This window comes from Pseudomonas sp. GW823-FHT02C02, assembly GCF_058797635.1.
Map to the genome: position 1 here is coordinate 128,738 of NZ_JBXAJV010000015.1, position 24,962 is coordinate 153,699.

Consider the following 24,962-nt stretch of genomic DNA (forward strand, 5'->3'; position numbering starts at 1 on the left):
GGTCAAGTGATGTCGAACAGCTTGTCGAAATTGGAGATGGCGAGGATCTTGCGCACATCTGAATTGCTGTTAACGACGCGAATATCGGAACTGTCGCCACCGGCGTGATCACGGAGCAGAAGCAGCATCCCCAGCGCCGAGCTATCGAGATACGTGGCCTTCCTTAAGTCCACCACAACAGATTCCGGTTTTTTTTCGAGTTTCTCGTAAGACTCGCGAAACTCCTGATGCCGACCAAAATCGAATCGTCCCTCGATCGAAATCGTCAGCTTTTTCCCATCCGGAGATACATCTGTAACAACTGACATTTATCGGCTTCCTTGTCATGGGTAAACGTACGTGTACAAGGTTTAGCACTTGGCGGAGATGGGAGCAAGGCGGGAAGTTGTCGCGCCTGTCAGACCGCCTTCGCGGGCAAGCCTCGCTCCTACAGGTTATGCGTCCACATTACTCGCAAACGACACAAAACCTGTAGGAGCGAGGCTTGCCCGCGAAGAACGGTCACGCGATCCCACTGATTCAATACGGATCATGCCGCGGCAACCGCTGGGACAATTCGTCCAGCAGCTTCTGCTCGCGCTTGTCTTCGAGCTTGCGCGCCTCGTCCATGTAGCGTTGTACAAGTTTGCGCAAACCTTCGACCCGGGCAAACGCCTGCTGCCAGGACTCGCGCGCCTTGTTCAGGTTGTTCTGGTGCCAGTTCAGGCTTTGGCGCTGCTGATCGATGGCGGTGCCCAATTGCGCAAGAAATCCCTGATAGCCAAGCAACCACTGGCCGGAAACGCCAGTGCTACCGCGCACAATCCATTGCTCCTGGTATTCGAGGCGGAAGTTTTCGAGGTCGGCGAGCTTGCTTTCCGCCACACGAACCTGGCCCTGGAAGTGCCCGAGGCGCATGACCGCGGTTTTTTCGGCCTTTTCGGCCATTTCCACCACGGGTGCCAGGCGTGCCGCGCGGCTCAGGGCCATGGCCGGTTAGCCGCCCGCTGCCGGAGCGAAGATCGAGGCGAGGTGGTTTTCGCTGGCGCCCATGCCGATGTTGTCGTTCAAGCCCTGACGCAGATAAGTGGTCATGGCGGGCTGCAAGGAAATCGCGACGTCGGTTTCACGATCACCGCCCGGCACGTAGGCACCGACGCTGATCAAGTCGCGGCTCTGCTGATAGCGCGACCAGTATTGTTTGAACATCTGCGCCCGCGCCATGTGCTCGGGGCTGACCACCGACGGCATGACCCGGCTGATGGAGGCTTCGATATCGATGGCCGGGTAATGACCTTCTTCGGCCAGGCGCCGGGACAGCACGATGTGCCCGTCGAGCACGCCTCGCGCCGAGTCGGCAATCGGGTCCTGCTGGTCATCGCCTTCGGACAACACGGTGTAGAACGCGGTGATCGAACCGCCGCCCTTCTCGGCGTTACCGGCCCGCTCCACCAGTTTCGGCAACTTGGCGAACACCGACGGCGGATAGCCTTTGGTTGCGGGCGGCTCGCCAATGGCCAGGGCGATTTCCCGCTGGGCCTGGGCGAAACGGGTCAGCGAGTCCATGAGCAACAGGACGTTCTTGCCCTTGTCGCGGAAATACTCGGCGATGCGCGTGCAGTACATCGCGGCGCGCAGACGCATCAGCGGTGCATCGTCCGCCGGCGAGGCGACGACCACCGAACGCTTGAGCCCTTCTTCACCGAGGATGTGCTCGATGAATTCTTTAACTTCACGACCACGCTCACCGATCAGCCCGACCACGATAATGTCGGCCTCGGTAAAGCGGGTCATCATGCCCAGCAGCACGGATTTACCGACGCCGGTACCGGCGAACAGACCGAGACGCTGACCGCGACCGACCGTCAACAAACCGTTGATGGTGCGAATGCCCACATCGAGCGGTTCACTGATCGGTTCACGCTTGAGCGGGTTAATGGTCGGGCCGTCCATCGGCACCCAGTCTTCGGCTTTCATGCCGCCCTTGCCATCCAGCGCACGGCCGGCGCCGTCCAGCACCCGCCCGAGCATGCTCATGCCCATCGGCAAGCGGCCAGTGTCTGCCATAGGCACCACACGGGCACCGGGCGCAATGCCGGCGACGCTGCCGACCGGCATCAGGAACACCTTGCTGCCGGAGAAACCCATGACTTCGGCTTCGACCTGCACCGGTTGATAACTGTCGTCGTTGATGACCATGCAGCGGCTGCCCATTGCTGCGCGCAAACCTTCGGCTTCGAGGGTCAGGCCCACCATGCGCAGCAGACGGCCTTCGAGGATCGGCGCCCCCGCCAGCGTAGTGACCTCGGCGTAACTGCCCAGGCGCTTGGCGAAGCTGGTGCGATCAAGGCGCATCAGGTTCGTCCAGCGTCGGCTCGACCGCAGGTTTTTCGTCGACCGGCAGTTCCAGGCTCAGATCCGGAGCGGCCGGGTGCAAGGCCTGGTCATGCAACTGATCGAACAGCTTGGCCATGACTTGGGCGACGCGGGTTTCAACGGTGGCGTCAATGCGACTGTGTTCGGTCTCGACCCGGCAACCGCCGGGCAGCAGGGATTCGTCTTCGACGATACGCCAGGTTTCTTCATGGCGCTCGCGCAGGGCTTTGACCTGTTCGAAGTCCTGCGGATTGATGTGCAGCCGCACGTTACCCACGCCCAGCGGCAAGAGCTTGAGGGCTTCGCGCATGACGTGTTCGATTTGCGTCGAATCGATGGCCAGTTCGCGCTGAATCACCTGTTTGGTGATGTGCTGCACGAGGTCGACCAGGGATTTCTCGATCTGGGTGTCCTGCTCGGCAATGGGCTCGAACAGGTTGGCCATCAGCTGTTCCAGGCCGGCAACCTTCGGCGCCAGGACGGCTTCAGCTTCCTGACGGACCTTGAGCGTGGTGCTGTGGAAGCCTTCTTTCTCGCCGATGGCGAAGCCTTCGTTGTAAGCCTCCTGACGGATGCTTTCGAGTTCTTCGAGGGTCAGTGGCTGGACTTCATCCAGCGGCACCTCTTCCATTTCCGGCGGTTCAGGCTCGGGTTCCGGCTCGGGCTCCGGCACAAACGGATCAAAACTGGGCAACGCCCAGACATCGAAACCGGCGACGGCCTTGCCTCGGATCAGGTCGGTCTGGGACTCATCATGTTTGGACGACATAGTGACCTTAGATCATCTCTTCGCCGCCCTTCCCGCCGAGAACGATTTCTCCGGCTTCGGCCATACGGCGGGCAATGGTGAGGATTTCTTTCTGCGCGGTTTCCACGTCGCTGACGCGCACCGGGCCCTTGGCCTCGAGGTCGTCGCGCAACAGTTCGGCCGCTCGTTTGGACATGTTCTTGAAGATCTTTTCCTTGACGCCTTCGTCCGAACCCTTGAGGGCCAGCACCAGCACGTCGGAGGACACTTCGCGCAGCAACGCCTGAATCCCGCGGTCGTCGACATCGGACAGGTTGTTGAACACGAACATGAGGTCTTCGATCTGACCGGACAGGTCTTCGTCGACTTCGCGGATCGAGTCCATCAGCTGGCCTTCGATCGAGCTGTCGAGGAAGTTCATGATGTCGGCCGCACGCTTGATGCCACCCAGGGTGGTGCGCGAGGCATTCGAGTTGCCGGAGAACTGCTTCTCGAGAATCTGGTTGAGTTCTTTCAGGGCCGCTGGCTGCACGGTGTTCAGCGAGGAGACCCGCAGAATGATGTCCAGACGCACCTTGTGGTCGAAGTTGCCAAGCACTTCACCAGCCTGATCCGGGTCGAGGTAGGCCACGACGATCGCCTGGATCTGCGGGTGCTCGTAACGGATCACATCGGCGACGGCGCGTGGTTCCATCCACTTCAGGCTGTCGAGGCCGCTGGTGTTGCCGCCCAGCAGGATGCGGTCGATCAGGCCGTTGGCCTTGTCTTCGCCCAGTGCCTGGGTGAGCATTTTGCGCACGTAGTCGTCGGAGCCGACGCCCAGGCTGGTCTGGTCGCCGACGATGTCGACGAACTCGCTCATGACCTGTTCGACCTGCTCGCGATGGACGTTGCCCATCTGCGCCATGGCCACGCCGACGCGCTGGACCTCTTTGGGCCCCATGTGGCGCAACACCTGGGCAGCATCGGTCGAACCCAGGGACAGCAGCAGAATCGCGGCTTTGTCGACCTTGGTCAGTTTGGCGGCAACGGCTCGGTTATCACTCATCTGCGTTAATCCACTCTTTCACGACCTGGGCCACGCGACCCGGATCTTCTGCCACCAGACTCTTGATTGCATTCAACTGTGCGTCATAGCCTTCGCTCGGGCTCGGCAGCAGGATGCTTTGCGGACCACCGAGGCTGACGCGGTCGTTGCCCAGTTCGCCGTCCAGGCCGCCCATGCCACCGAGTTCCACGTCGCTGCCAATGCCGGCCAGTTGCTTGCCTTTGCCGCCACCGGTGATGTTGTTGAGCACCGGACGCAGCACACCGAACACCAGCACCAGGATGAACAAGACACCCAGCACTTGCTTGACGATGTCCCAGAACCAAGGCTGGGAGTAGAACGGAATATCGGCAATCACTTCACCGCGCTCGGCGGAGAATGGCATGTTGATCACGCTGACGCTGTCACCCCGGCTCGCGTCGAAACCGACGGCGTCCTGCACCAGGCGAGTGAAGCGCGCCAATTCATCGGCGCTCCACGGCGCACGGGTGGTCTCGCCATTGGCGGCGTTGATCTTGACCTGATCATCCACCACCACCGACACCGACAGGCGATTCAAACGGCCCTGCTGTTGTTTGGTGTGGCTGATCGAACGGTCGAGTTCGAAGTTCTTGGTGGATTGTTGACGCTTGTCCGCCGGATACGGTGCCAGCATCGGCTGACCGGTGGCCGGGTCCATGATTTGCTGACCGTTGGCATCGATCAACGGCTGGCCTGGCTGAACCATGCCGGCTGCCGCGGTGCTGCCACCGGTGGTCTGCGGCGCGGAAGCTGGCGATGGCGGCTGGTTGCTCAGGGCACCCGGCACACCTTGCGGGCCATTGCTGGCAGTGCGTTGTTCGTTGACCGACTGCTCGCTGCGCAACGCCGGCTGATCCGGGTTGAACTGCTCGGAGGTCGACTCGACAGCGCTGAAGTCCACGTCGGCCGAGACTTCGGCTTTGTAGCGGTCGTTGCCCAGCACCGGTTGCAAGATGTTGTGCACGCGCTGGGTCAGCATGCTTTCCATGCGACGGCTGTAGTCAAATTGCTTGCCGGCCATGGTCAGTTCGGAATTTTCCGCCTGATCCGACAGCAGGTTGCCCTTCTGGTCGACCACGGTGATCTGGGATTTGCTGAGTTCGGGAACGCTGGTCGCGACCAGATTGATGATCGCCACCACCTGACCCGGCTCCAGCGAGCGGCCGGAATACAGTTCAACCAGCACCGAAGCGCTTGGCTTGCGTTCGTCACGCACGAACACCGAGCTTTTCGGAATCGCCAGGTGCACGCGAGCGCCCTTGACGTTGTTCAGGCTGGAAATGGTCCGCGCCAGTTCGCCTTCGAGGCCGCGACGATAACGGGTCGCTTCCATGAACTGGCTGGTCCCCAGGCCCTGGTCCTTGTCGAGGATTTCAAAACCGATGTTGCCATCGCTGGGAGTGACACCAGCGCCCGCGAGCTTGAGCCGTGCACGGGACAGGTCATCGGCCTTGACCAGCAAGGCACCGGAGTTGGGTTCAACGGTGTAGGGAATATCGGCGGCGGCCAGAGTATCCATGACCTGCTTGGCGTCCATACCGGCGAGGCTGCCGTACAGAGGCCGGTAGTCCGGCTGCTGCGACCACAGCACCACGGCAAAACCAATCGCCACGCTCGCAGCCAGGCCGACCAACAGGCCCACCTGACGCAACATGGTCATCTCGGAGAGGTTTTCCAGGAAGGACAACCCGAACAGCGGCGGTTTGCCGTCTACTGGGGTGGCCTTGGCCGGAACGTTATCGGCGACTGCTTCTGCCATGACTCAATTCGTCCTTAAACCGGCATCTGCATGATGTCTTGGTATGCCTGAACCAGCTTGTTTCGCACTTGGGTCAACGCTTGAAAAGACACGCTGGCCTTCTGCGAGGAAATCATGACATCCGTCAGGTCGACGCCACTTTTGCCGATCTCGAAGGCACTGGCCAACTGACTGGACGCTTGCTGGGTGTCGTTCACTTTATTGACAGCCTGACCGAGCATGTCGGAAAAGCTGCTGCCACCCAGTTCAGGGACTGCGGCAGTCGATTTAGGCGCAGACATGGCATCCATTTGCATGGAGCGCATGTCCAGCATCAACCGATTAAATTCAATACCTTGGCTCATGGTCTACTCTCGTTGGCGACCCGCAATTTTTTGACACTCACTCGGCGGGTAGTGAGGTGTTAGCAACAAGGGTGCCAGCTCCGTGGCTGCTCTGAACAAAAGCGTTTCCCGGGCTTTGTTGGCGAACGAATCAAGTCGCGAACAAATAAGCTTCCACATCCATCCCGGCATCGCGCATCTGCGCCAGCTTGTATCGCAAGGTGCGTGGACTGATGCCCAATCGCTCAGCCGCTTCTTTGCGACGGCCGCGCTCGGAACGCAAGGTGTCGATGATCATCTGGAATTCACGGCGACGCAGATCATCACCCAACGCCCCGGCCGATTCAGCCTCGACCTCCACGACCCGCACCGGCGCCAACGCCGGCAACGGCGCACAAGCCACCGGTCCGGACAGGCAGAAATCCTGGGGCTGGATCAAACCACCCTGCTGCAGAATCAAGGCGCGCTGGATCGCGTTATCCAGTTCACGCACGTTGCCCGGCCACGGATAACCGATCAGGCACGCCTGTGCCTCGGGCGACAGTTTCGCAGCGGCATGCTTCATTTTATTGACGTGTTTGGCCAGCAGACGCTCGGCCAGCGGCAGGATGTCGGCGGTACGCTCGCGCAGCGGACGCCAGGCCAGCGGAAATACCGACAATCGATAGAAGAGGTCTTCACGGAACCGCCCCGCCGACACCTCACCGGACAGGTCACGGTTGGTGGTCGCCACGACCCGTATATCCAGGGAGATCGGCTTGCGTGCGCCGACCCGTTCGACTTCACGCTCCTGCAACACCCGCAGCAATTTGGCCTGGAGCCCGAGGGGCATTTCAGAAATTTCGTCGAGCAGGATCGTTCCGCCATCGGCCTGCTCGAACTTGCCGGCCTGCGCCGCGATGGCGCCGGTGAATGAACCTTTTTCGTGACCGAACAAAGTGGCTTCGAGCATGTTGTCGGGGATCGCCGCGCAGTTGATCGCAATGAACGGCTGACTGGCGCGATGGGAGTGCTGATGGATATAACGCGCCAACACTTCTTTACCGGTCCCGGACTCGCCGGAGATCAATACCGTCGAATCGCTGCGCGCGACCCGCGCGGCCAGTTCCAGCAATTGCACACTGGCCGGCTCGAAGGCGATCGGCCCTTCGCTCTCGGTCGCACCGAGCGTGCCCAGTGCGTGCCGCGCCACGAGGTCGAGCAAGGCTTTGGGCTCGAACGGCTTGACCAGATAATCCGCCGCGCCTTGGCGCATCGCATCGACGGCCCGCTCGACCGCACCATGAGCGGTCATCAGCAACACCGGCAATTGCGGCTGACGCGTTCGCAGCAAACCGAGCAGTTGATGGCCGTCCATGCCTGGCATATTGACGTCGCTGATCACCAGGCTGAAGGCCTCATTGCCGACCGTCGCGAGCGCCTCTTCCGCCGAACCGACGGCCGTGTAATCGTGCCCCGCGAGCAGCAGCGTATCGGCCAGTGCTTCGCGTAGCGCGCGGTCGTCCTCGACCAGTAAAACCTTGATTGCCATGTCCTTCACTCCGCTCCCTGAGCGTTAGGCTGTTCACCGGAAAAAAGCGGCAGGATGACCTGCGCGCAGGTGCCGCGACCCGGCCGCGAGCGCAACTGCAATTCTCCCTGATGAGCACGGGCCACGGCCTTGACCACGGTCAGGCCCAGGCCAGTCCCGGTGGTTTTAGTGGTGAAAAACGGCTCACCCAAGCGCGCCAGTACTTTGCCGTCGATGCCGCTGCCGCTGTCACTGATGCACACCCGCAGGTTGTTTCCCCTGGCATAGAAATGCACTTTCAAGCGGACATTACCGGCACTGGCCTGAACGGCGTTCTCGATCAGATTAAGGATTGCGCCGACCAAGGTGTCGCGGTTGCACAGCAGTTCACCGGCATGACTGTCGCACTGCCAGCGAATCGGCAAATCCTGAACATGAGTCAGTGCAGCCGATTGCAGCGACTGCATCAATTGCTTGGGCGTGACGCGGTCGGTCAACGGCAGCTCGCCCCGCGCGAACACCAACATGTCGCGAACCTGATGTTCCAGCTCATGCAACCGCTCTTTCAGGCGCCCGGCAAAACGTTGCTGCGTGGCGACCGGCAATTCCTGCTCAGTCAAATGACTGGCGTAGAGCAACGCGGCGGACAACGGCGTCCGAATCTGATGGGCCAGCGAGGCGACCATTCGGCCGAGAGACGACAGGCGTTCGTGGCGAGCCAGTTGATCTTGCAGATGACGGGTTTCGGTCAGGTCGTTGAGCAACACCAACTGCCCGGGCTCGGCATCCAGCGAACGAGTGGCGATCGACAGACGTCGACCGTCCTTCAGAGAGATTTCGTGACCGTCGTCTTCGCGAGGAGCAAAGCAACGGGCAATGACATGGCGCCAGAGCTCGCCTTCGAGGGGCAGGCCGAGCAACTCGCAGGCCGCCGGGTTGGCTTCACGCACAATGCCCTGGGCATCGATGACGATGACGCCGCCAGGCAACAGATCGAGGAGGTTTTGCAGACGGTTGGCCAGACGTTCCTTTTCCGCCAGCTCTTGCATGCGCTGAGCGCTGACCACCGCCAGCTCACCCTTGAGCTCGGTGACCCGGGCTTCCAGCATGCTGTAGGAATCAGTCAGCTGGCTCGACATCTGGTTGAACAGCGAGAACGCCTGCTCAAGGCCAAGCCGGCTTGCCTGCTCTACGGACGACGGTTGCCCCGAAGCATCAGGGACAGGAGACATCTGGGCGGCTTGGGGCATCGTGCTCTCTCGCTAGGCTGACCGTCAGTTAAACGGAACGTTGCGAGGGATGTAGCAATACCCGTGCCTAAAAAAAACCGCCTACAAATGAACGACTTGAAAAACAGGCGTCAATCATCCGCCTGTTCATCACCGTCGCGACGGCTCATGCCGTACTTGCGCATCTTCTCCACCAGCGTGGTACGACGAATACGCAGGCGTTCTGCGGCACGCGCCACGATCCCATTGGCATCATCCAGCGCCTGCTGAATCAAGCCCTGTTCCAGACCACCGAGGTAGTCTTTGAGGTCCAGGCCTTCCGGCGGCAGCATGGCGTTGGCGGTGAAGTCCGGGGTATGACCGTTGATGGCCACCCGCTCTTCAAGATCGCTGCGCAGGCTGTCGACCAGTTGCTCGTCTTCATCATCGACGTAGCGGAATTTCTTCGGCAGTTCGACCACGCCGATCACCCCGTAGGGGTGCATGATCGCCATGCGTTCCACCAGGTTGGCGAGTTCGCGAACGTTGCCCGGCCAACCGTGACGGCACAGCGACATGATCGCCGCCGAGTTGAAGCGGATCGAACCGCGCTTCTCGTGCTCCATGCGCGAGATCAACTCGTTCATCAGCAACGGGATGTCTTCGACACGTTCGCGCAGCGGCGCCATCTCGATCGGGAACACGTTCAGGCGGTAGTACAAGTCTTCGCGGAACGTACCGATCTCGATCATGCTTTCGAGATTCTTGTGAGTCGCCGCAATGATGCGCACGTCGACACTCTGGGTCTTGTTGCTGCCCACGCGCTCGAAGGTGCGTTCCTGCAACACGCGCAGTAACTTGACCTGCATCGGCAACGGCATGTCGCCAATTTCGTCGAGGAACAGGGTGCCGCCATTGGCCAACTCAAAACGCCCGGCGCGGCTGGTGATCGCCCCGGTGAAAGCGCCTTTCTCGTGGCCGAACAATTCGCTTTCCAGCAACTCGGCCGGGATCGCCCCGCAGTTGACCGGAACGAACGGCGCGTCACGACGCTTGGAGTGGTAGTGCAGGTTGCGCGCGACCACTTCCTTGCCGGTGCCGGACTCGCCAAGGATCAGCACACTGGCGTCGGTATCGGCCACTTGCTGCATCATCTGACGGACGTGCTGAATCGCCCGGCTGGTGCCGACAAGGCTACGGAAAAGGTTGGGTTCGCGATGACGACCGCGCTCGCGGGCCTGGTCGTACATCTCGCGATAGACCTGCGCACGGTGCAGCGAGTCGAGCAATTTGCTGTAGCTGGGTGGCATTTCGAGGGTCGAAAGCACTCGGCGACGCTGGTCTTCAGGCAAGTCAATGGAAGAATTATCGCCCATTAACAAAACCGGAAGGAACTCATCCCAGGTTGCGAGTGTCTTTAACAGGCCCGGAAGTGCGCCAGGAGCATTGACCGTCCCGATGAGGACACAGATCACTTCACGACTTGAGGACAAAGAGCCGACAGCCTGCTGCCAGTCATGGCTACCGCAGGGTAAATTTTCTTCGCCAAGAAAATTTAAAATCACCGCCAAATCGCGGCGGCGGACGCTATCGTCGTCAATCAGCAGAATTTTGGTTTCACGCCACATGCAATAGCAACTTCCCTAGTCAACTCAATGCCCAAAATGAGGGGGCAAGCTAGACGCTTGCAGACACGTTATGCCTGTAGACGACTGAAATCTGGTACCAGCCACTAGTTAAGTCAAAAAACCGTGCACAGTCAAATTTATGGCGCACTATGTTTGGATTAACTGAGGGTTAATTAACCAAACAGATGGTAAACCTTTGCCGCGCTCTGTGCTTGATGGATCTGCGACATCTCGTCGACTATCGCCTGGCGCTCCCCTGTCGCCGCCTCCAGAAGCTGTTTATACACGCCCAGCAACTCCTCAAGGTTGTCGCGCAACGCGACCTCATCCACCGAAGCTTCACTCAAGACGTCTTCCATGCAGCAACGGCAAGCCAGGTCCAATTCACTAATGGCCTCCCAGTTGCGCTCGGCCAATGCACCGACGAGGGCATCGCGGGTTAGTTCGATTCGCTGCAAGACAAGACTCATGGTGATCTCCTTAAAACTGCGGACCCGGCGCGGCAATGGCATCCCAACCGTCTTTGACCGTGCGAAGCAGGTCGGCGACTTCGTCGAGGATTTTTGGATCGGTCTTGATATTGGCTTCAGCCAGACGCTTCATCATGTAGGTATAGAGATTATCCAGCTCGCCTACCGATTCAGCCTGATTTTCCAGATCCAGACCTTCACGCAGACCGCCGATGATGCCGATGGCCTTGCCGATCAGAACGCCCTTGTTCGGAATGTCTTTGCGTTCCATCGCGCCCCTGGCTTGGGCTATGCGATCCAGTCCGCCTTCCATAAGCATCTGAACCAGACGATGCGGGCTGGCTTCGGAAGTCTGCGCCTGAGCGCCAATCTTCTGGTATTGGCGAAGGGCTAACATTGGATTCATGTTGTACCTCATCAGAAATCTGTGGTTCGTATAACCAGTGTATCGACGACGCGTCAAAAAACTTTAGATCCAAAAACAAAAAGCCCGGAGCGCTCTAAAACGCTGCCGGGCTTTTGGCGGTTCGGGTGTTACGAGTTCTTCTGCTGCGCTGTCATCGCCTCAAACATCGAGGTGATGTTACTGGCTGTCGCTTTCAGCTTGCCGACCAGAGTATCCATGTCGTTGTACTTTTTGGTCAGCACCGCCGTCAGGGTCTCGATTCGGCGATCCAGGGCCGCCTGGTCATTGGACAGCTTTTTCTTGGTTGAATCCAGACTCTTGGCGCGCGCGTCCAGGATAGAGTCGACTGCTTTGCCATTGACGGTTTTACCTTCGGTGTAAGGCTTGATCGCGTTGTTCATACGCTCAATCAGACCGTTGGTACCCGTGAACAGTGTCTGAACCTCACCGCCCAGCTTCTTGTCGTTCATTGCAGTGTTGAACTTGGTGCTGTCAAAGTCCAGTGCGCCGGTCTTCTGGTTGGTGGTGATACCCAACTGGGAAAGCACAGTCAGCTTGTCGCCGGCACCGGTCTGTGACAGCGGGCCCCGCAAGGAATCCAGAATCGAACGTGGCAGCGGGTCACCGGTCAGCGCCGCGGAAACGGTCAGCTTGCCATCGTCATCCAGGGACGGCTTGGTCAACGAAGTCACAGCGTTGGCGACGGCGTTGTACGCATCGACGAATTTCTGGATCGACGCCTTCAGACCATCATTGTTGGGCGCAACGGTGACGGTCGACTTGCCGGTGGTGAGCAAATTCAGGCTCAACCCGGAGATCGTCTTGTCGATGGTGTTGGACTTGCTGGTCATCGCCAGACCGTCGACGCTAAACACCGCATCCTGGGCCGGAGCACCAATAGCCCCCGAAGAAGTGGCCGTCGGCGGTGTGACCATCGGGGCGGTCCCATCGATTTCCAGACCGGCAATACCGCTGGCGGAAATGTCGGAACCCGCACCAGTCGTCGTGGAACCCAACACCAGACGCGAGCCGAAACTGTCGGTCACAATGTTGGCGCTCAAGCCACTGGACTGGTATTGGCTGTTGATCGAATCACGCACCGATTGCAACGTGGCGCCTGCACCCACAGTTACCGGATAGCTTTTGCCATTTTGGGTGATGGTCAGCGTGCCAGCAGGGATCGCACTGGTTGTACCACCGGCAAATGCAGCGGAAGCCACTTTCGATGAGGTGGCCAGGCTAGTGATGTCGACCACGTAGTTACCGGCGACAGCCGCGTTACCGGACGTAGCGGTCAGCACTTTTACATCGGACGACGTCGCGGCAAAACCCGTGAACTGAGGGGTTGTCGTACTACCCAGATCGGTAAGCGCTTTCTGGAACGTGGCCAACAGCGACTTCAAGGTACCAATCCCGGAAATACTCGCCGAGTTAGTGGCGGTTCCACGATCGATCTGACCTTGCTTGGCCGCTTTGTCAGCGTTCACCAAGGCTTTGACGATAGCACCAGTATCAAGGCCGGAACCTAAACCTGTGCCCGGTAGAATTGGACTTGCCATGTGAAACTCCCTTCAGTGTGTCGCCGGCCTTTTGACCACTACAACGCCCAAAAGAACATAGCAACAAAATTCGTGCCAGTTGTCAGGCTTTAGCGCTGAACAACAGGCTGCTTGCATCATTCAAACTATTGGCCAGTTTCAAGACCTCTTCGTTGGGGATCTGACGGATCACCTCACCAGAGTCGCTGGCAATCACTTTTACCACAACCTTGCCTGAAGGCTCGTCAATCGAGAACTCCAGATTACGCTTGACCGACTGAACGAACTTTTCGATTTCCTGAACGGCCATCTTCAGTTTTTCCTGCTCGGTTAAGCCGCTTTTACCTTCATCCTTGACAGCAACCACTGACGCAGCGACCGCTTGAGGCTTTTCCGCAGGCTTCTCGGCAACAGCCGTCGCCTTTGGGGCCGCAGGATAAGACAAGTTCAGCTTCACGCTCATATCCATGTCCATCACCTCTTAAACCAAAAAAGCGAGAGAGCGCGACATGCACACTCCCCCGCCAAAACTCACTCAGCTATTACTGAAGCAGTTTCAGTACAGCGGATGGCAGTTGGTTGGCCTGAGCCAGAACTGCGGTGGAAGCTTGTTGCAGAGTTTGTTGCTTGGTCAGCTGTGCAGTTTCAGCAGCGAAGTCGGTATCTTGTACGCGACCCAGTGCAGCACTGGCGTTTTCGTTGATGTTTTGCAGGTTGGAAATGGTGCTGGACAGACGGTTTTGTGCAGCACCGAGGTCAGCACGGCTGGAGTTGATCTTGGCCAGAGCGGCGTCGATTTTGGTCAGCGCGTTGTTCATCGAAGCTTCGGCGGTTGCCGAGTTGTTACCAGTGATCTGAACGGTAGCCGAGTCAACCGACAGGGTAGCTGCGTCGAAGCCGCTGTCCAGGGTCAGGGTGATCTGGTTGGTAGCGCCAGTGTTGGAACCAACCTGGAAGGTCATGGTGCCAGCGGTGCCGTCGATCAGGTTCTTGCCGTTCAGGTTGGTCGACTTGGCGATACGAGTCAGTTCGTCCGACATCGAAGCGAATTCTTTGTTCAGAGCAGCGCGGTCAGCGGTGCCGTTCGAGTCGTTTCGGGATTGAACAGCCAGTTCACGCATACGCTGCAGAATGTTGGTCGATTCTTGCATCGCGCCTTCAGCGGTCTGAGCGATCGAGATACCGTCGTTGGCGTTTTTGATAGCCATGGTCTGACCGCGGATCTGCGAAGTCATACGGGTAGCGATTTGCAGGCCGGCGGCGTCGTCTTTAGCGCTGTTGATTTTCAGGCCGGAAGACAGGCGAGTCATCGATGTCGACAGAGCGTCGGAAGCGCGGTTCAGGTTTTTCTGAACGTTCAACGATGTGACGTTGGTGTTTACTGTTAAAGCCATGACGAATTCCTCGTTGGTTGGGTACTGCGGCTTCCGGCCCTGGCAACCGCCGGGTATGGCCTAGAGAACCTTCGTAATAGTTATCGTCGCCAATGCAACTTGCTTTAGGGGATTTTCAAAATTATTTGCCATCACGTTGCCACCCCCCGTAAATCAAGGGGTTGGCGATGATCCGGCAGCGAAAAAATGACGCCAGGGAAATGTCGGCGACAGGTTGGCGAGGACTCGCCGGCACCGACAGAAGGGATATTGCTTAAACAGACAGGCTTTCGGTCAGCAACTCGACCAGTTCATATTCCAGGTAATCAGCCAATGCGAGCCAGTTCTGCGCTTCCTGACACGCGAACATTTTGCTGAGCAAAAATGCCCATTGCTGTTGCGATGCCTGCGGCGTGGAATCAAATGCCGAATGCACTTCACCGACCAGCTCGATCATTACCAGGCTGGCTTCGACATCACGCCCCAGACGGAACAAGGCTGCACAGTGCTGCGCATCGGCAACGAAGGTTTCAAGCGCGCTCATGACGCAAACTCCGGATGAAAAACCGTACCGGCGATCATCGCCCCTGCCCGACTGCTGTTATGGAAACGCACCTGTGGGTGGCCCGCAATAAAACGCTCCAGCTCACACAGATAGCTGCGGAAGTTGAGTTGAGTCTTGATGCGCTGGCCGTGGCCATCCAGCACCCAGTGCTTGGCAGCCCCCATCTGCGGCCCCAGATCACCATCGCTCCACCCTGCGTGGGTCTTGTCACCCGGGAAGGCAAAGTCGGCGCCGAACAGCGTGATTTGCACAGCGCCCATCTTCACCGCCAGGTCGACCGCCGGGTGAATCACGCTACCGCCAACATACAGCTCGCCCCTGGGCAATTGCCGACGCAGCTGCTGGTAGATCGGGCTCGCGGAATAACCGGCATAACGCGGCCCCTGCCAGGCCTGGATCACTGCCGGATCAAGCATGGGCATGTACACCAGCTTGATGTCGGCCGTGCCTTCAGACGGCAGGTGCCGCTGCGAAATGCGCTGGTCGATGCTGACGACAATGTCAGGACGAATACCGTGCTTGAGCAGCGGACGATAGGCTGTGTCGACGCAGATGAACAACGGTCGCTCGGCTTCATTGCGAATGGCGCGCAAGGTCGCAAAGTGCTGTTCCAGGCTTGGCCCGGTGGCGATGACAAACACCTCCCGCCCCGGCTGTGAACCGAACAACTCGGCCACGTCGCGATCGCCCAGCAACCATTTGAGACTGACCTGCAAGCGCTCCACGATTTCAGGCGACTGCGGATCGAACTCACGATTGTTGAAGGTCAGATGGGTTTCACTGATCAGGCGATCACGGATCTTTGCGCTGAAATCGTCGGCCAGTACCAGCTCGGAGGGCAAGGCAAAAAACGGCAGCTGGATTTCTCCCAGATCGCCGGCATACAACAGCTCGACCCTGGGATCGCTGAGCCACGGCTGTTGATCGAGCAGTTGCAGCACCAGGGCAAACACGGCGCCGTTGAGGATGTGCACGTACAAATGCTCAAGACCGGCGCGTTGCAGCAACTCCATTTGCAGATCGCCGAGCCCGGTGCCGTAGACGTGCGCCACCGGACTGTCGAGCGGCAAACTGTCGGCCTGAAGCACGGCCTCGCGACTGCGATCATGGCGGCTGGTCAGCTGAATGCCATTGATGCTCAGCGTCGAGCCCAGGCCTTCCACCAGATCAGCCTGTAGCAGGCTCGTGTCTTCGACCAGCAAGCGCACAGCCAACGCCGGCCAGCGTTGCTGGATGACGTCGACGTTGTGCTCAAAGAACTCGCTCATGGCGCCTCGCATTGTGTTCGGGCAAAAAAATAGCGCTCAAGATTACACCTTGAGCGCTTTTTTTGTGTCTGGCTTTCTTTGACTAAGACGCCTTGTTCAAGGGCGGTAGAGGATCGCCGAGCCCCAGGACAGGCCAACGCCGAAACCGCTGAGCGCAACGCGCTTCCAGTCGGAGTCCAGCACGTGTTTTTCCAACAGCAGCGGAATGCTCGACGACACGGTGTTGCCGGTCTCGACCATGTCCTTGATGAACTTCTCCGGCTCACCTTCGAAGCGGCGCGCCACGGCGTCGACAATCGCGGCGCTGCCTTGGTGAATGCAGAAGGCGTCGATGTCATCAGCGGTCAGTTGCGAGTCAGCCAGCAGCTCATGCAAGTGCGCCGGGACTTTGAGCAGTGCAAAGTTGAACACCTGGCGACCGTTCATGTAGAACACGCCGTCGGTGACTTTCAAGTGCGGCGCACCGGAACCGTCGGTGCCGAACTTGGCTTTGCCCAGCTGCCAGGGCGCGTTTTCGCCCATCCAGGTCGCGGTGGCGGCGTCGCCGAAGAGCATGGTGGTGTTGCGGTCTTCCGGGTCGACGATCTTCGAATAAGGGTCGGCGGTGATCAGCAAGCCATTCTTCAGGCCAGCGGCTTCCATGAAGCCCTTGATCGCGTAGATGCCGTAGACGTAGCCGGAGCAGCCCAGGGAAATATCGAACGCCGCCACGGTAGTCGGCAGGCCCAGCTTGTCCTGAACGATGGCGGCCGTGTGTGGCAAACCTTCTTCGTCGCCGTTCTGGGTGACGACGATCAGCACATCGACGGATTCACGCTTCAAGTCAGGGTTGTTGGCGAACAGCGCGTTGGCTGCTTCGACACACAGGTCCGACGTTTCCTGCCCGGCGTCTTTACGCGGCAGGAAGGCCGAACCGATTTTGCCCAGGATGAACTCTTCATCCTTTTCGAATTTTGCACCTTGTGCGTAATTGTCCACGCCGGCTACAGGAACGTAGCTCGCAATGCTTTTTATGCCAATCATTACGGCTTCCCAATAATAAACAGCCCAATACCACCGCTCGTAATGATTCGAGGGGCGCCGACAAACAGTGAAAAACGTCGCCCCATGGAGGCGACAACGGGAAGAATAAAAGGCTATCACTGGGCCAAACAGAGACCAGGCGCCACCTCCCCGATTTATACAATACAGTGAAGATGCGCGTTATGACTCGCAGGTCACGCTATTTTGCCGAAACAGACCGACAAGGCGTTATTCGACCAACGACCAGTCCAGCGCGGTTCCACGCTGGATGGCGTGGCGGGCGCGGCGGCCCAGAAGGGTTTCAGCGTGTTTGGGCGCCAGCCCCAGGCCAGGACGGATGGCACGCAGATTGGCGACGGTAAACGGCTCTCCGGCCGCCATATCTTGCGTGACATAGAGCGAGCGTCGGTACACCAGGGACTTGCGCTCGGCCTCGGTCACGCCGTAATGCACCTTGCCCATAGCCTGCCAGGCACGCTCGGTTTCGATCACCAGGCTTTCCAGTTCGGCCGGCTCCAGGGAGAAACTGGCGTCCACCCCTCCGGCCGCACGGTCGAGGGTGAAGTGCTTTTCGATCACAGTCGCTCCCAGCGCCACGGCGGCCACAGACACGCCGACGCCCATGGAGTGATCGGACAGGCCGACCTCGCAGCCAAACAATTCACGCAAATGTGGAATCGTGCGCACATTGCTATTGGCCGGTGTTGCCGGGTACGTGCTGGTGCATTTGAGCAGCACCAGGTCCTTGCATCCCGCCTCACGGGCAGCGCGCACGGTTTCGTCGAGCTCGGCGATGCTGGCCATGCCGGTGGAGATAATCAATGGCTTGCCGGTGGCCGCGACCCGACGAATCAGCGGCAGGTCGGTGTTTTCAAAACTGGCGATCTTGTACGCCGGCACATCGAGGCTTTCGAGGAAATCGACGGCGCTGTCATCAAACGGCGTGGAGAACGCCAGCATGCCCAGTTCATTGGCCCGGGCGAAAATCGGCGCGTGCCATTCCCACGGCGTATGCGCTTTCTCGTACAACGCATATAACGAGGTTCCGGCCCACAGACTCTTTGGGTCCTTGATGAAGAACTCACCTTCGGCCAGGTCCAGGGTCATGGTGTCCGCGGTGTAGGTTTGCAGCTTCAAGGCATGCGCGCCGGCTTTGGCCGCCGCTTCGACGATTTGCAGCGCCATGTCCAGCGACTGGTTATGGTTGCCGCTCATCTCGGCGATGATGAACGGCGGCGCGTCGGCACCGATGGAGCGGTTGCCGATCTTGAAGCTAGTCATTGCTGCGTTCCTTTAATACGCGCGTGAACGCGCAAGCACTCTGAGTAAAACCGGCTTCGCGAAACACCTTCAGCGAAGGCTGGTTGTCCGGCAACACCTGGGCGGTGATGGCCGTCAGTTGCGGCCAGTGGGCCGTCACGAACGTCTCGCCGCGGACCAGCAGCGCCCTGCCCCAGCCCAGGCCGATGCGATCTTCAAACAGATAAATCGAGACTTCGGCTTCAAAACCGCGCACGTCGTAACGCAACACCCCCACCGGACCGTCATCGGTTTCGGCGATCAATAGCAAGCGCCGCGCATTATTCAAACTGGCGGCCAGCCAATGTTGATGCGACGACCATTCAATCGCCCCGGCGTCCAGCGACCAGCGCCGAACCGCCTCGGCGTTGCGTCCGTGGAACAGAAGCCGTGCATCGTCTGCGGTCGCGAGACGGATCTGCAACACCGCACCGGCCAACGCTGCCGCCACCCGCTGCGCCCCCCGACCATCCACCAATTGCCGCGAATGATCGGCCAGGCTCTGGCGTATCCCCTGATTGCCCGCGACAAAACCGATGGCCTGGCGCAGTTGCTCGATGCTCACCTGCTCACGAGGGCCCAGGTAGACATGGGCACCCGAGGCGGCCATGACCTCGCCATTGGCCTGCTGATTGTTCGAGACCGCAATGCAAATCGTCGGCAGCCCCATGGCCGCCCGCTCCCAACTTGTCCCGCCACCGGCACCGACAAACAGGTCGGCCTCGGTCATCAACCGGTAGAAGTCACTGACAAAACTGTGCAAGCGCCAGTTCGGCCGAGTCGCCGCCATGGCCTGCATATCGTCCCAGGCCGGGTTGTCGGCTCCGGCAACGAAATCGACTTCCAGCGCATCAAAATCCGCCATGGCCAGCATCGCGTGATGAGTCTGCATCGCCGCATCGAAGCCGCCGAAATTCACCAACACCCGCTGGGCCTGCGGTTTGATCGGGATCGCCGGGCAACGGAACTCATCGCGCAGCATCGCGAAACGTGGGCCGAACAACGTATGGCAGCCAGGCGTGAGCAGTGAGTCATAGGCCGCTGGTGTGCCCGACAGGTTCTGGTTGAGCAGCAGGTCGACGGCGTACTGGCGAGTGGCAAGATCATCCACCGCAGCGATCCGTAGCGCCCAGCGCCGGGCCGCCGTTTGCCAGTGATGGTCGAGGCCGTAGTGATCGACGATGATCCAGTCGAACGGCGGATGGTTTTCCAATGCCTGCGCCAACGCGTCGATGTCCGCCTGCCACGGCAGCATGGATTCGATGCCTTGCTGCGGGTCTTCATCGGGATAACGCCCCGGCAGCGCGAAGGTTTCAAAACCTTCGGCCGCCAGACTGTCCAACCGATGGCCCGGCAGCAGGCGACAGCCAAAGGCAACATGTGAACCCTGCTTGCGCAAGGTTCTGGCCAGGGGCAACAAGCGAGCGATATGCCCGCTGCCAATGGTCGGCGATGCGTCGGAGCGAATCAGCACCCTCATTGCAGTTCGCCTCCAGCCTTCAACGCGGCGTAAAGGTATTCAGCGCGTTTCCAGTCTTCGAGGGTATCGATGTCCTGCACCAGATGCCGCGGCAGAATCACCGGCAGGCTCGCCGGGGAAAACAATACATCGCCGCGCAACCAGGCCTCGCTGCGCCCCCAGTAGAACTGCCCCGCATCTTGAAAGGCTTCGGCCAGGTCCTGCGAGCGGGTGTTGCGAAATTCCGGGTACAACGACGTCAACGCGCCGTGTTCGTCGAGGGTCAAGGCACGCTGCACGGGAAAGCCGAAACCGGCCACGGAAAACGCGAAGGATTTATCCGGGTTCTGCTCCAGCAATTCAAAGCCCTGACGCAGAAACCGTGCCTGCAAGAGGGGTGCGGTCGCGTAGATACAACAGGCATAGTCGAACGCCGCAAGCTCATTCAAGGCATGCACCATCACCGCCGCCGTGCCGGTGAAATCGTCGGCCAACGACGCCGGACGCATGAACGGCACCTGAGCACCGTGCACCCGCGCGACCTCGGCGATGTCTTCATCGTCGGTGCTGACGACCACCTGATCGAACAGCTGCGAATCCAGCGCCGTACAGATCGAGCGGACGATCATCGGCACGCCGTCGAACGGTTTGAGGTTCTTGCGCGGGATTCGCTTGCTGCCGCCCCGGGCCGGAATGATGGCTACGCAGCTCACAACCAGCCCCCCGCCGCCCGACGATACATCATGATGTTCAACCCAGAATTCGCCTCAAATGCCCCACCACTTCATCCTGCTCCTCATCCGTCAGATCCGGGTACAACGGCAAGCTGATGGCTTCGGAAAAATAACGTTCGGCCTCAGGGAAGTCGCCGTCCTTGAAACCCTGCTCACGGTAATACGGCTGCAAATGCACTGGAATGTAATGCAGGTTCACCCCCAGCCCGGCAGCCCGTAACGCTTCGAACACCTGAGTCTGGCTGAGTTTGATCTGTTCCAGCTGCAACCGGACAACGTACAGGTGCCAGGCCGATTCGGCACCTGACTGAACGGCCGGCAATGTCACCGCAATACCCGCCAGCAGTGTTTCATAACGCGCGGCCAATTGACGACGTCGGGCGACAAACGCATCAAGCCGCGCCATTTGCGACAGGCCCAAGGCGGCATGCAGGTCGGTCATGCGGTAATTGAAGCCAAGCTCCAATTGCTGGTAGTACCACAACCCTGTGTCCGGCACGCTCATCTGAGCCGGATCACCGGTAATACCGTGACTGCGCAAACGGCGCAAACGGTCGGCGAATTCCGGGCGATTGGTCAGCACCATGCCACCTTCGGCGCTGGTGATGATCTTCACCGGGTGAAAGCTGAAAATTGTCATCGCCGCGTATTGGCCACACCCCACCGGCCGCCCCAGATACGAAGCGCCCACCGCATGGGAAGCATCCTCGATCAAGGTGAAGCCATAGCGTTCGGACAACTGCGAGATCGCGCGCATATCGCAACTCTGCCCCGCGAACGCGACCGCCACCACCACTTTGGGCAACTTCCCGGCCGCTTCGGCGATCTCCAGTTTCTCTGCGAGTAACCGTGCATCCAGGTTCAAGGTGTACGGGTCGATGTCGACGAAATCGACGTCGGCGCCGCAGTATCGACCGCAGTTGGCCGAAGCGACAAACGTGTTGGGACTGGTCCAGAGGTAATCGCCCGGACCAAGCCCTGCGACCCGACAGGCAATGTGCAACGCCGCCGTGGCATTGCACACGGCTACCGCATATTCAGCCTGGCAGTGTTCGGCCAGGGTTTTTTCAAAGCGCTCGATCGTCGGCCCCTGAGTCAGCCAGGGCGAGTTGAGTACCTCAATGACAGCGTCGATGTCTGACTGATCAATGTTTTGTCGGCCGTAGGGAATCCGGTACGGCATCATGACCGTGACTCAACACAATGCCCAACCAGCAGGCGGCCACAAGCGTCCTTGAACTTCATTTTGCCGTTGCACATGTGCTGAGTCCTTTTGCTGATCAGGTAGCTTATGCGAGCAACTGCGTCCAATTCACGCTGGAAGCATCGCCGAGGGTAAAGCCCTTGCCGGTCAAGGCCAGGTTCTGGTTGTAGGCTGAATCCTGTTCGAAGCGTGCTTGCCACTTGTCGCGCAGAGCGGCGCGAGCCTGGGTTGCCTCAGGCAGCACGCCCGGATGCAACAGTTGCGCTTGTGGTGTCCAGACAGTCAGGTAACCGGCATCGGCGACTTTCAGGCACAGGTCGATATCGCCAAACACTTCGTCGAAATGCTCCTCGTCCAGACCACCTACCGCTTCGAACACGTCCTTGCGAATCATCAGACAGGCACCGGACACTGCCGAGTAGTTCTGCTCGACCTGATGGCCGTTCATGTAGCCCTTGGCGTCCTTACGTTCATCGACAAAGACCGAGCCGATATCGCCATTCAAACCCAGGACCAGACCGGCCTGAGTGGTGACGCCACGAATGTCCATCAGTTTGGCGCCAACGATGCCGACTTCCGGACGCTGGGCCTGGTTGAGCATGGCGTCGAGCCAATTGGCATTGACCACTTCGGATTCTGCCGACAGCAATACCAGGTAGTTCCCCTTGGCCTCGCCACAGGCAAAATTGTTCAGCGCCGAGGCGCTCAGGCGCTGACCGCTGCGCAGTACACGAAGGCGATCGCCCTTGCCTTCCAGGCTGCTCAGCCAGGTTGCGAGTTCTTCGGATTGGCTGTGGTTGTCAGCAATCAGCACTTCGTGACGCTGATAACGGGTACGTTGCAGCACACTGACCAGCGCCCGTTGCAGCGACTCAAGGTTGTCCTGGCTCTGGAGGATGATCGACACCAGCGGCCGTTCAGCGTGTTGATAGTCGATCTGGTACGTCAGCGGCAGTGCCGAGCTGACCTGAGCGCGATAACCGCGCGCCGCCAGCGAGCGGGTCAGCACCTGACGTTCCTGAGCGCTGGATTCTTCTACCGGGGCATTGCAAATCAGCAAGGGTTCGGCCAGATGCGCCAGCCCTGCCAGGCCACCGTCCTCGATCAGGCGCAGCAACAGATCGAACTCCAGAGCCTGGGGGTACTCGGTCGAGAAACCTTTGGCCTGAGCCAACACATCACGCTGGATCAACCAGTGCCGCGCCATCAACGACGGCACGGTTTGCAGCAGGTCGAGGTTGACCCCGGGACGGAATACATCCGCCAGAGCGCCGTTGGCCTGACGCTGAAGCTCATCCATCGCCACCGCACGCACACCCTCGGCACCGGCCAGCTCAAGGCTGGCGCGCAGCAAACCGCTGGCAGTGAACTGATCTCCGGCCTCGGCCAGCAACAGCCAATCGGCGGTGGACTGGGCGACGATCTGGTTGATGCGCTCCACATAATTGATTGTGCTGACTTTGACGAAGTGCACGGTGTCGCGCACGGTCGTGGTCGCCGGTAAATCACCGGTGGTGAACACCACCAGGTTGAACGCCCTGCAGTGACCAGCGACCAAGCTATCGAAGGTCGCCTGCAACTTGACCATGTCGGCGTCCAGATCCAGCAACAGAATGCCGAACTGAGGACCGCCATTGTGCCTGGCCAACTGTGCGGCGATCGCCTTGAGCTGCGCGGCATCCGGGTTACGCGCTTCGAGCCAGTTCAGCAACCGGCCGGACGGCATGTTCTCGAACAATCGACGGTCTTGCTGACCCGGTAAAGCGTTCAGTCGCTCGGCCCAGGCTTGCAGCTTGAGGCCTTCTTCCGGCTCTTCGCTGTCCTTCAACGACTCCGCCAGGCGCTTGACCACCGCCCGGTTGAACACGTTCAGGCTCAAGGCCTCCCACAACCGGCTACGCACAGTGCGGTCAGTGTCATTGGGGTGAATTTGCATCAACTCATGCTGCTTGAGCAGGATGCCTTCCAGTTCCTGAAGTTGCAGGCGTCCGGCAGGCATGGCATGCAGCAGGAATTCGAACTCGGTCAGCAGGTCGAACACCGGTTTGTTGTAGAACGGCATTTCGACGAATTGCTCGGGGCCGAACGAACGAATCGGCTCTTCCCCCGCCTCGCGCCAGGCCGAGCGAATAATCATGGTGCCTTTGAGCGAGCGACCTTCGATCAGGCAATCGGCCATGGCGGTAAAACTGTCCAGGGCGATCTGCTTGGCCTGGACCGCCCCCTTGGCGCTGAGTGGCGTCGGGATCGAGGCCAGGAATTCGGCAAACTGCTCGCGCTCGGCAACGCTTTTGGCGTCTTTGAAGGTCAGCACCGTCAACACGTTGGTGTTGTGGTCCGAGGCGCCATAGTTCATTTCCCGCACGGCGAACGGAATCGGCAGGATCCGTGCCTTCGCACAGGCCAGCAGGTAGAAGGTGTGGCCGATTTCCTGCCATTCGAAACCGGTGCCCGGTGGCAGCAGGCTGTACCACTGTTGCAGCAGATCGGTACGGGTGACCGCATAGAACGGCGGCAGGAAATTATCCATGAACCGCACGACACGGTCTTCAGCCTGCTCCGAGTTGTAATCCTCATGAACCTTGCGATCGCGGCGGAAGTAGTTCACTTCAGTGGCGCGGGTCAGGTACATGATCCCGTAGCCATGGCACACGCCGTAGTCGGGGTTGGCTTCGAGAAACTCCACCGACTCGGTCAGTGCGCGGTGCAGCAGGAAGTCGTCATCGGCAGCAAACACCATGTAAGGCGTGGTGACCTGATTGACGCCGTAGGTGAGTTTTTCCTGCAGCCCCTTGTAGGTGTATTGCGGCAAGTGGCGATAGTCGACCGACGGGAAGTCCCGGGCCATGTTCTCGTCACCCTCAGCAGAGGAGTCCAGAACCAGAACCGTGCAGGGATAGCTGCTGTAGTACTGCAAAGTGCGCCGCAGGAACGCGTTCCGGTTGTGAGAAATCACCACCACCGTAAACCGCTCGTTCAGCGGTGCAACGTTGTTTTGAGCACTGTTTTGAACCTGCATCTTC

General features: G+C 59.5%; 23 protein-coding genes. All 23 read right to left on the reverse strand.

The genetic code is table 11. The features are described from left to right. Nucleotides 1–2 precede the first annotated feature (2 nt). Entirely contained in the window at nt 3–308 is a 306-nt protein-coding gene (locus AC1ROI_RS24415; RefSeq protein WP_010456955.1) for an STAS domain-containing protein, read from the reverse strand. A 211-nt stretch (nt 309–519) separates the two neighbouring features. Further along, nucleotides 520–969 carry a flagellar export protein FliJ gene (gene fliJ, locus AC1ROI_RS24420; protein ID WP_010456956.1) on the reverse strand — a complete coding sequence of 150 codons (450 nt, stop codon included), beginning with the start codon at nt 967–969 and terminating at the stop codon, nt 520–522. A 6-nt stretch (nt 970–975) separates the two neighbouring features. After that, the gene (fliI, locus tag AC1ROI_RS24425) at nt 976–2,334 is read right to left on the reverse strand and encodes a flagellar protein export ATPase FliI (RefSeq protein ID WP_077748627.1); all 1,359 of its coding nucleotides are present in this window, start codon (nt 2,332–2,334) and stop codon (nt 976–978) included. Further along, nucleotides 2,324–3,124, reverse strand: a complete 801-nt coding sequence (gene fliH / locus AC1ROI_RS24430; protein ID WP_010456958.1) for a flagellar assembly protein FliH — start codon at nt 3,122–3,124, stop codon at nt 2,324–2,326. Before fliH ends, fliI begins: the two co-directional genes overlap by 11 nt. Nucleotides 3,125–3,131: 7 nt before the next feature. Further along, nucleotides 3,132–4,151, reverse strand: coding sequence for a flagellar motor switch protein FliG (gene fliG, locus AC1ROI_RS24435; RefSeq protein ID WP_007894195.1), 1,020 nt, complete (start codon nt 4,149–4,151; stop codon nt 3,132–3,134). Continuing rightward, nucleotides 4,144–5,931, reverse strand: a complete 1,788-nt coding sequence (fliF, locus tag AC1ROI_RS24440; protein WP_010456960.1) for a flagellar basal-body MS-ring/collar protein FliF — start codon at nt 5,929–5,931, stop codon at nt 4,144–4,146. The genes fliG and fliF overlap by 8 nt, the downstream gene beginning before the upstream one ends. A gap of 14 nt (nt 5,932–5,945) precedes the next feature. Next, nucleotides 5,946–6,275 (reverse strand): flagellar hook-basal body complex protein FliE, encoded by a 330-nt coding sequence (gene fliE / locus AC1ROI_RS24445; protein ID WP_010456962.1) that lies wholly within the window; start codon nt 6,273–6,275, stop codon nt 5,946–5,948. Between the two features lie 130 nt (nt 6,276–6,405). After that, on the reverse strand, nt 6,406–7,785 hold the full coding sequence (locus AC1ROI_RS24450; RefSeq protein ID WP_010456964.1) for a sigma-54-dependent transcriptional regulator: 1,380 nt from the start codon (nt 7,783–7,785) through the stop codon (nt 6,406–6,408). A gap of 5 nt (nt 7,786–7,790) precedes the next feature. Next, complete coding sequence (locus tag AC1ROI_RS24455) at nt 7,791–8,996, reverse strand: sensor histidine kinase (protein WP_172962161.1); 1,206 nt, start codon at nt 8,994–8,996, stop codon at nt 7,791–7,793. A 128-nt stretch (nt 8,997–9,124) separates the two neighbouring features. Next, complete coding sequence (locus AC1ROI_RS24460) at nt 9,125–10,600, reverse strand: sigma-54 dependent transcriptional regulator (protein ID WP_010456968.1); 1,476 nt, start codon at nt 10,598–10,600, stop codon at nt 9,125–9,127. Nucleotides 10,601–10,773: 173 nt separating this feature from the next. Beyond that, the gene (fliT, locus tag AC1ROI_RS24465; RefSeq protein WP_077748624.1) at nt 10,774–11,070 is read right to left on the reverse strand and encodes a flagellar protein FliT; all 297 of its coding nucleotides are present in this window, start codon (nt 11,068–11,070) and stop codon (nt 10,774–10,776) included. Nucleotides 11,071–11,080: 10 nt separating this feature from the next. Continuing rightward, entirely contained in the window at nt 11,081–11,476 is a 396-nt protein-coding gene (gene fliS / locus AC1ROI_RS24470; RefSeq protein ID WP_010456972.1) for a flagellar export chaperone FliS, read from the reverse strand. A 128-nt stretch (nt 11,477–11,604) separates the two neighbouring features. Then, on the reverse strand, nt 11,605–13,035 hold the full coding sequence (gene fliD / locus AC1ROI_RS24475; protein ID WP_102593841.1) for a flagellar filament capping protein FliD: 1,431 nt from the start codon (nt 13,033–13,035) through the stop codon (nt 11,605–11,607). Nucleotides 13,036–13,117: 82 nt separating this feature from the next. Then, nucleotides 13,118–13,483: a flagellar protein FlaG gene (locus AC1ROI_RS24480; RefSeq protein WP_010456977.1), complete on the reverse strand. Its 366-nt coding sequence runs from the start codon at nt 13,481–13,483 to the stop codon at nt 13,118–13,120. 73 nt (nt 13,484–13,556) lie between these two features. Next, entirely contained in the window at nt 13,557–14,408 is an 852-nt protein-coding gene (locus AC1ROI_RS24485; RefSeq protein WP_008072599.1) for a flagellin domain-containing protein, read from the reverse strand. A gap of 253 nt (nt 14,409–14,661) precedes the next feature. Continuing rightward, nucleotides 14,662–14,931, reverse strand: coding sequence for a hypothetical protein (locus tag AC1ROI_RS24490; protein ID WP_083375983.1), 270 nt, complete (start codon nt 14,929–14,931; stop codon nt 14,662–14,664). Then, a complete protein-coding gene (locus AC1ROI_RS24495; protein WP_102593842.1) occupies nt 14,928–16,220 on the reverse strand; it encodes a motility associated factor glycosyltransferase family protein in 1,293 nt (430 codons plus the stop codon). The genes AC1ROI_RS24490 and AC1ROI_RS24495 overlap by 4 nt, the downstream gene beginning before the upstream one ends. Nucleotides 16,221–16,316: 96 nt before the next feature. Further along, nucleotides 16,317–17,243 carry a ketoacyl-ACP synthase III gene (locus AC1ROI_RS24500; RefSeq protein WP_010456985.1) on the reverse strand — a complete coding sequence of 309 codons (927 nt, stop codon included), beginning with the start codon at nt 17,241–17,243 and terminating at the stop codon, nt 16,317–16,319. A gap of 228 nt (nt 17,244–17,471) precedes the next feature. After that, a complete protein-coding gene (gene pseI, locus AC1ROI_RS24505) occupies nt 17,472–18,524 on the reverse strand; it encodes a pseudaminic acid synthase (protein WP_083375981.1) in 1,053 nt (350 codons plus the stop codon). Continuing rightward, entirely contained in the window at nt 18,517–20,022 is a 1,506-nt protein-coding gene (pseG, locus tag AC1ROI_RS24510) for a UDP-2,4-diacetamido-2,4,6-trideoxy-beta-L-altropyranose hydrolase (RefSeq protein WP_102593843.1), read from the reverse strand. The genes pseI and pseG overlap by 8 nt, the downstream gene beginning before the upstream one ends. Continuing rightward, the gene (gene pseF, locus AC1ROI_RS24515) at nt 20,019–20,714 is read right to left on the reverse strand and encodes a pseudaminic acid cytidylyltransferase (RefSeq protein ID WP_010456991.1); all 696 of its coding nucleotides are present in this window, start codon (nt 20,712–20,714) and stop codon (nt 20,019–20,021) included. Before pseF ends, pseG begins: the two co-directional genes overlap by 4 nt. A gap of 37 nt (nt 20,715–20,751) precedes the next feature. After that, a complete protein-coding gene (gene pseC, locus AC1ROI_RS24520; protein WP_102593844.1) occupies nt 20,752–21,921 on the reverse strand; it encodes a UDP-4-amino-4,6-dideoxy-N-acetyl-beta-L-altrosamine transaminase in 1,170 nt (389 codons plus the stop codon). 103 nt (nt 21,922–22,024) lie between these two features. Then, nucleotides 22,025–24,958 (reverse strand): TIGR00180 family glycosyltransferase, encoded by a 2,934-nt coding sequence (locus tag AC1ROI_RS24525; RefSeq protein WP_102593845.1) that lies wholly within the window; start codon nt 24,956–24,958, stop codon nt 22,025–22,027. Between the last annotated feature and the right edge of the window lie 4 nt (nt 24,959–24,962).

What these genes read in the sequence shown, in the direction of transcription:
- AC1ROI_RS24460 (WP_010456968.1), bottom strand. Translation starts at nt 10,600, where the DNA reads ATGTGGCGTGAAACCAAAATTCTGCTGATTGACGACGATAGCGTCCGC.
- fliD (WP_102593841.1), bottom strand. Translation starts at nt 13,035, where the DNA reads ATGGCAAGTCCAATTCTACCGGGCACAGGTTTAGGTTCCGGCCTTGAT.
- fliI (WP_077748627.1), bottom strand. Translation starts at nt 2,334, where the DNA reads ATGCGCCTTGATCGCACCAGCTTCGCCAAGCGCCTGGGCAGTTACGCC.
- fliH (WP_010456958.1), bottom strand. Translation starts at nt 3,124, where the DNA reads ATGTCGTCCAAACATGATGAGTCCCAGACCGACCTGATCCGAGGCAAG.
- fliJ (WP_010456956.1), bottom strand. Translation starts at nt 969, where the DNA reads ATGGCCCTGAGCCGCGCGGCACGCCTGGCACCCGTGGTGGAAATGGCC.
- AC1ROI_RS24415 (WP_010456955.1), bottom strand. Translation starts at nt 308, where the DNA reads ATGTCAGTTGTTACAGATGTATCTCCGGATGGGAAAAAGCTGACGATT.
- fliS (WP_010456972.1), bottom strand. Translation starts at nt 11,476, where the DNA reads ATGAATCCAATGTTAGCCCTTCGCCAATACCAGAAGATTGGCGCTCAG.
- pseI (WP_083375981.1), bottom strand. Translation starts at nt 18,524, where the DNA reads ATGACTAGCTTCAAGATCGGCAACCGCTCCATCGGTGCCGACGCGCCG.
- fliT (WP_077748624.1), bottom strand. Translation starts at nt 11,070, where the DNA reads ATGAGTCTTGTCTTGCAGCGAATCGAACTAACCCGCGATGCCCTCGTC.
- AC1ROI_RS24455 (WP_172962161.1), bottom strand. Translation starts at nt 8,996, where the DNA reads ATGTCTCCTGTCCCTGATGCTTCGGGGCAACCGTCGTCCGTAGAGCAG.
- AC1ROI_RS24495 (WP_102593842.1), bottom strand. Translation starts at nt 16,220, where the DNA reads ATGAGCGAGTTCTTTGAGCACAACGTCGACGTCATCCAGCAACGCTGG.
- AC1ROI_RS24480 (WP_010456977.1), bottom strand. Translation starts at nt 13,483, where the DNA reads ATGGATATGAGCGTGAAGCTGAACTTGTCTTATCCTGCGGCCCCAAAG.
- AC1ROI_RS24500 (WP_010456985.1), bottom strand. Translation starts at nt 17,243, where the DNA reads ATGATTGGCATAAAAAGCATTGCGAGCTACGTTCCTGTAGCCGGCGTG.
- fliG (WP_007894195.1), bottom strand. Translation starts at nt 4,151, where the DNA reads ATGAGTGATAACCGAGCCGTTGCCGCCAAACTGACCAAGGTCGACAAA.
- AC1ROI_RS24525 (WP_102593845.1), bottom strand. Translation starts at nt 24,958, where the DNA reads ATGCAGGTTCAAAACAGTGCTCAAAACAACGTTGCACCGCTGAACGAG.
- AC1ROI_RS24490 (WP_083375983.1), bottom strand. Translation starts at nt 14,931, where the DNA reads ATGAGCGCGCTTGAAACCTTCGTTGCCGATGCGCAGCACTGTGCAGCC.
- fliF (WP_010456960.1), bottom strand. Translation starts at nt 5,931, where the DNA reads ATGGCAGAAGCAGTCGCCGATAACGTTCCGGCCAAGGCCACCCCAGTA.
- AC1ROI_RS24485 (WP_008072599.1), bottom strand. Translation starts at nt 14,408, where the DNA reads ATGGCTTTAACAGTAAACACCAACGTCACATCGTTGAACGTTCAGAAA.
- AC1ROI_RS24450 (WP_010456964.1), bottom strand. Translation starts at nt 7,785, where the DNA reads ATGGCAATCAAGGTTTTACTGGTCGAGGACGACCGCGCGCTACGCGAA.
- pseC (WP_102593844.1), bottom strand. Translation starts at nt 21,921, where the DNA reads ATGATGCCGTACCGGATTCCCTACGGCCGACAAAACATTGATCAGTCA.
- pseG (WP_102593843.1), bottom strand. Translation starts at nt 20,022, where the DNA reads ATGAGGGTGCTGATTCGCTCCGACGCATCGCCGACCATTGGCAGCGGG.
- fliE (WP_010456962.1), bottom strand. Translation starts at nt 6,275, where the DNA reads ATGAGCCAAGGTATTGAATTTAATCGGTTGATGCTGGACATGCGCTCC.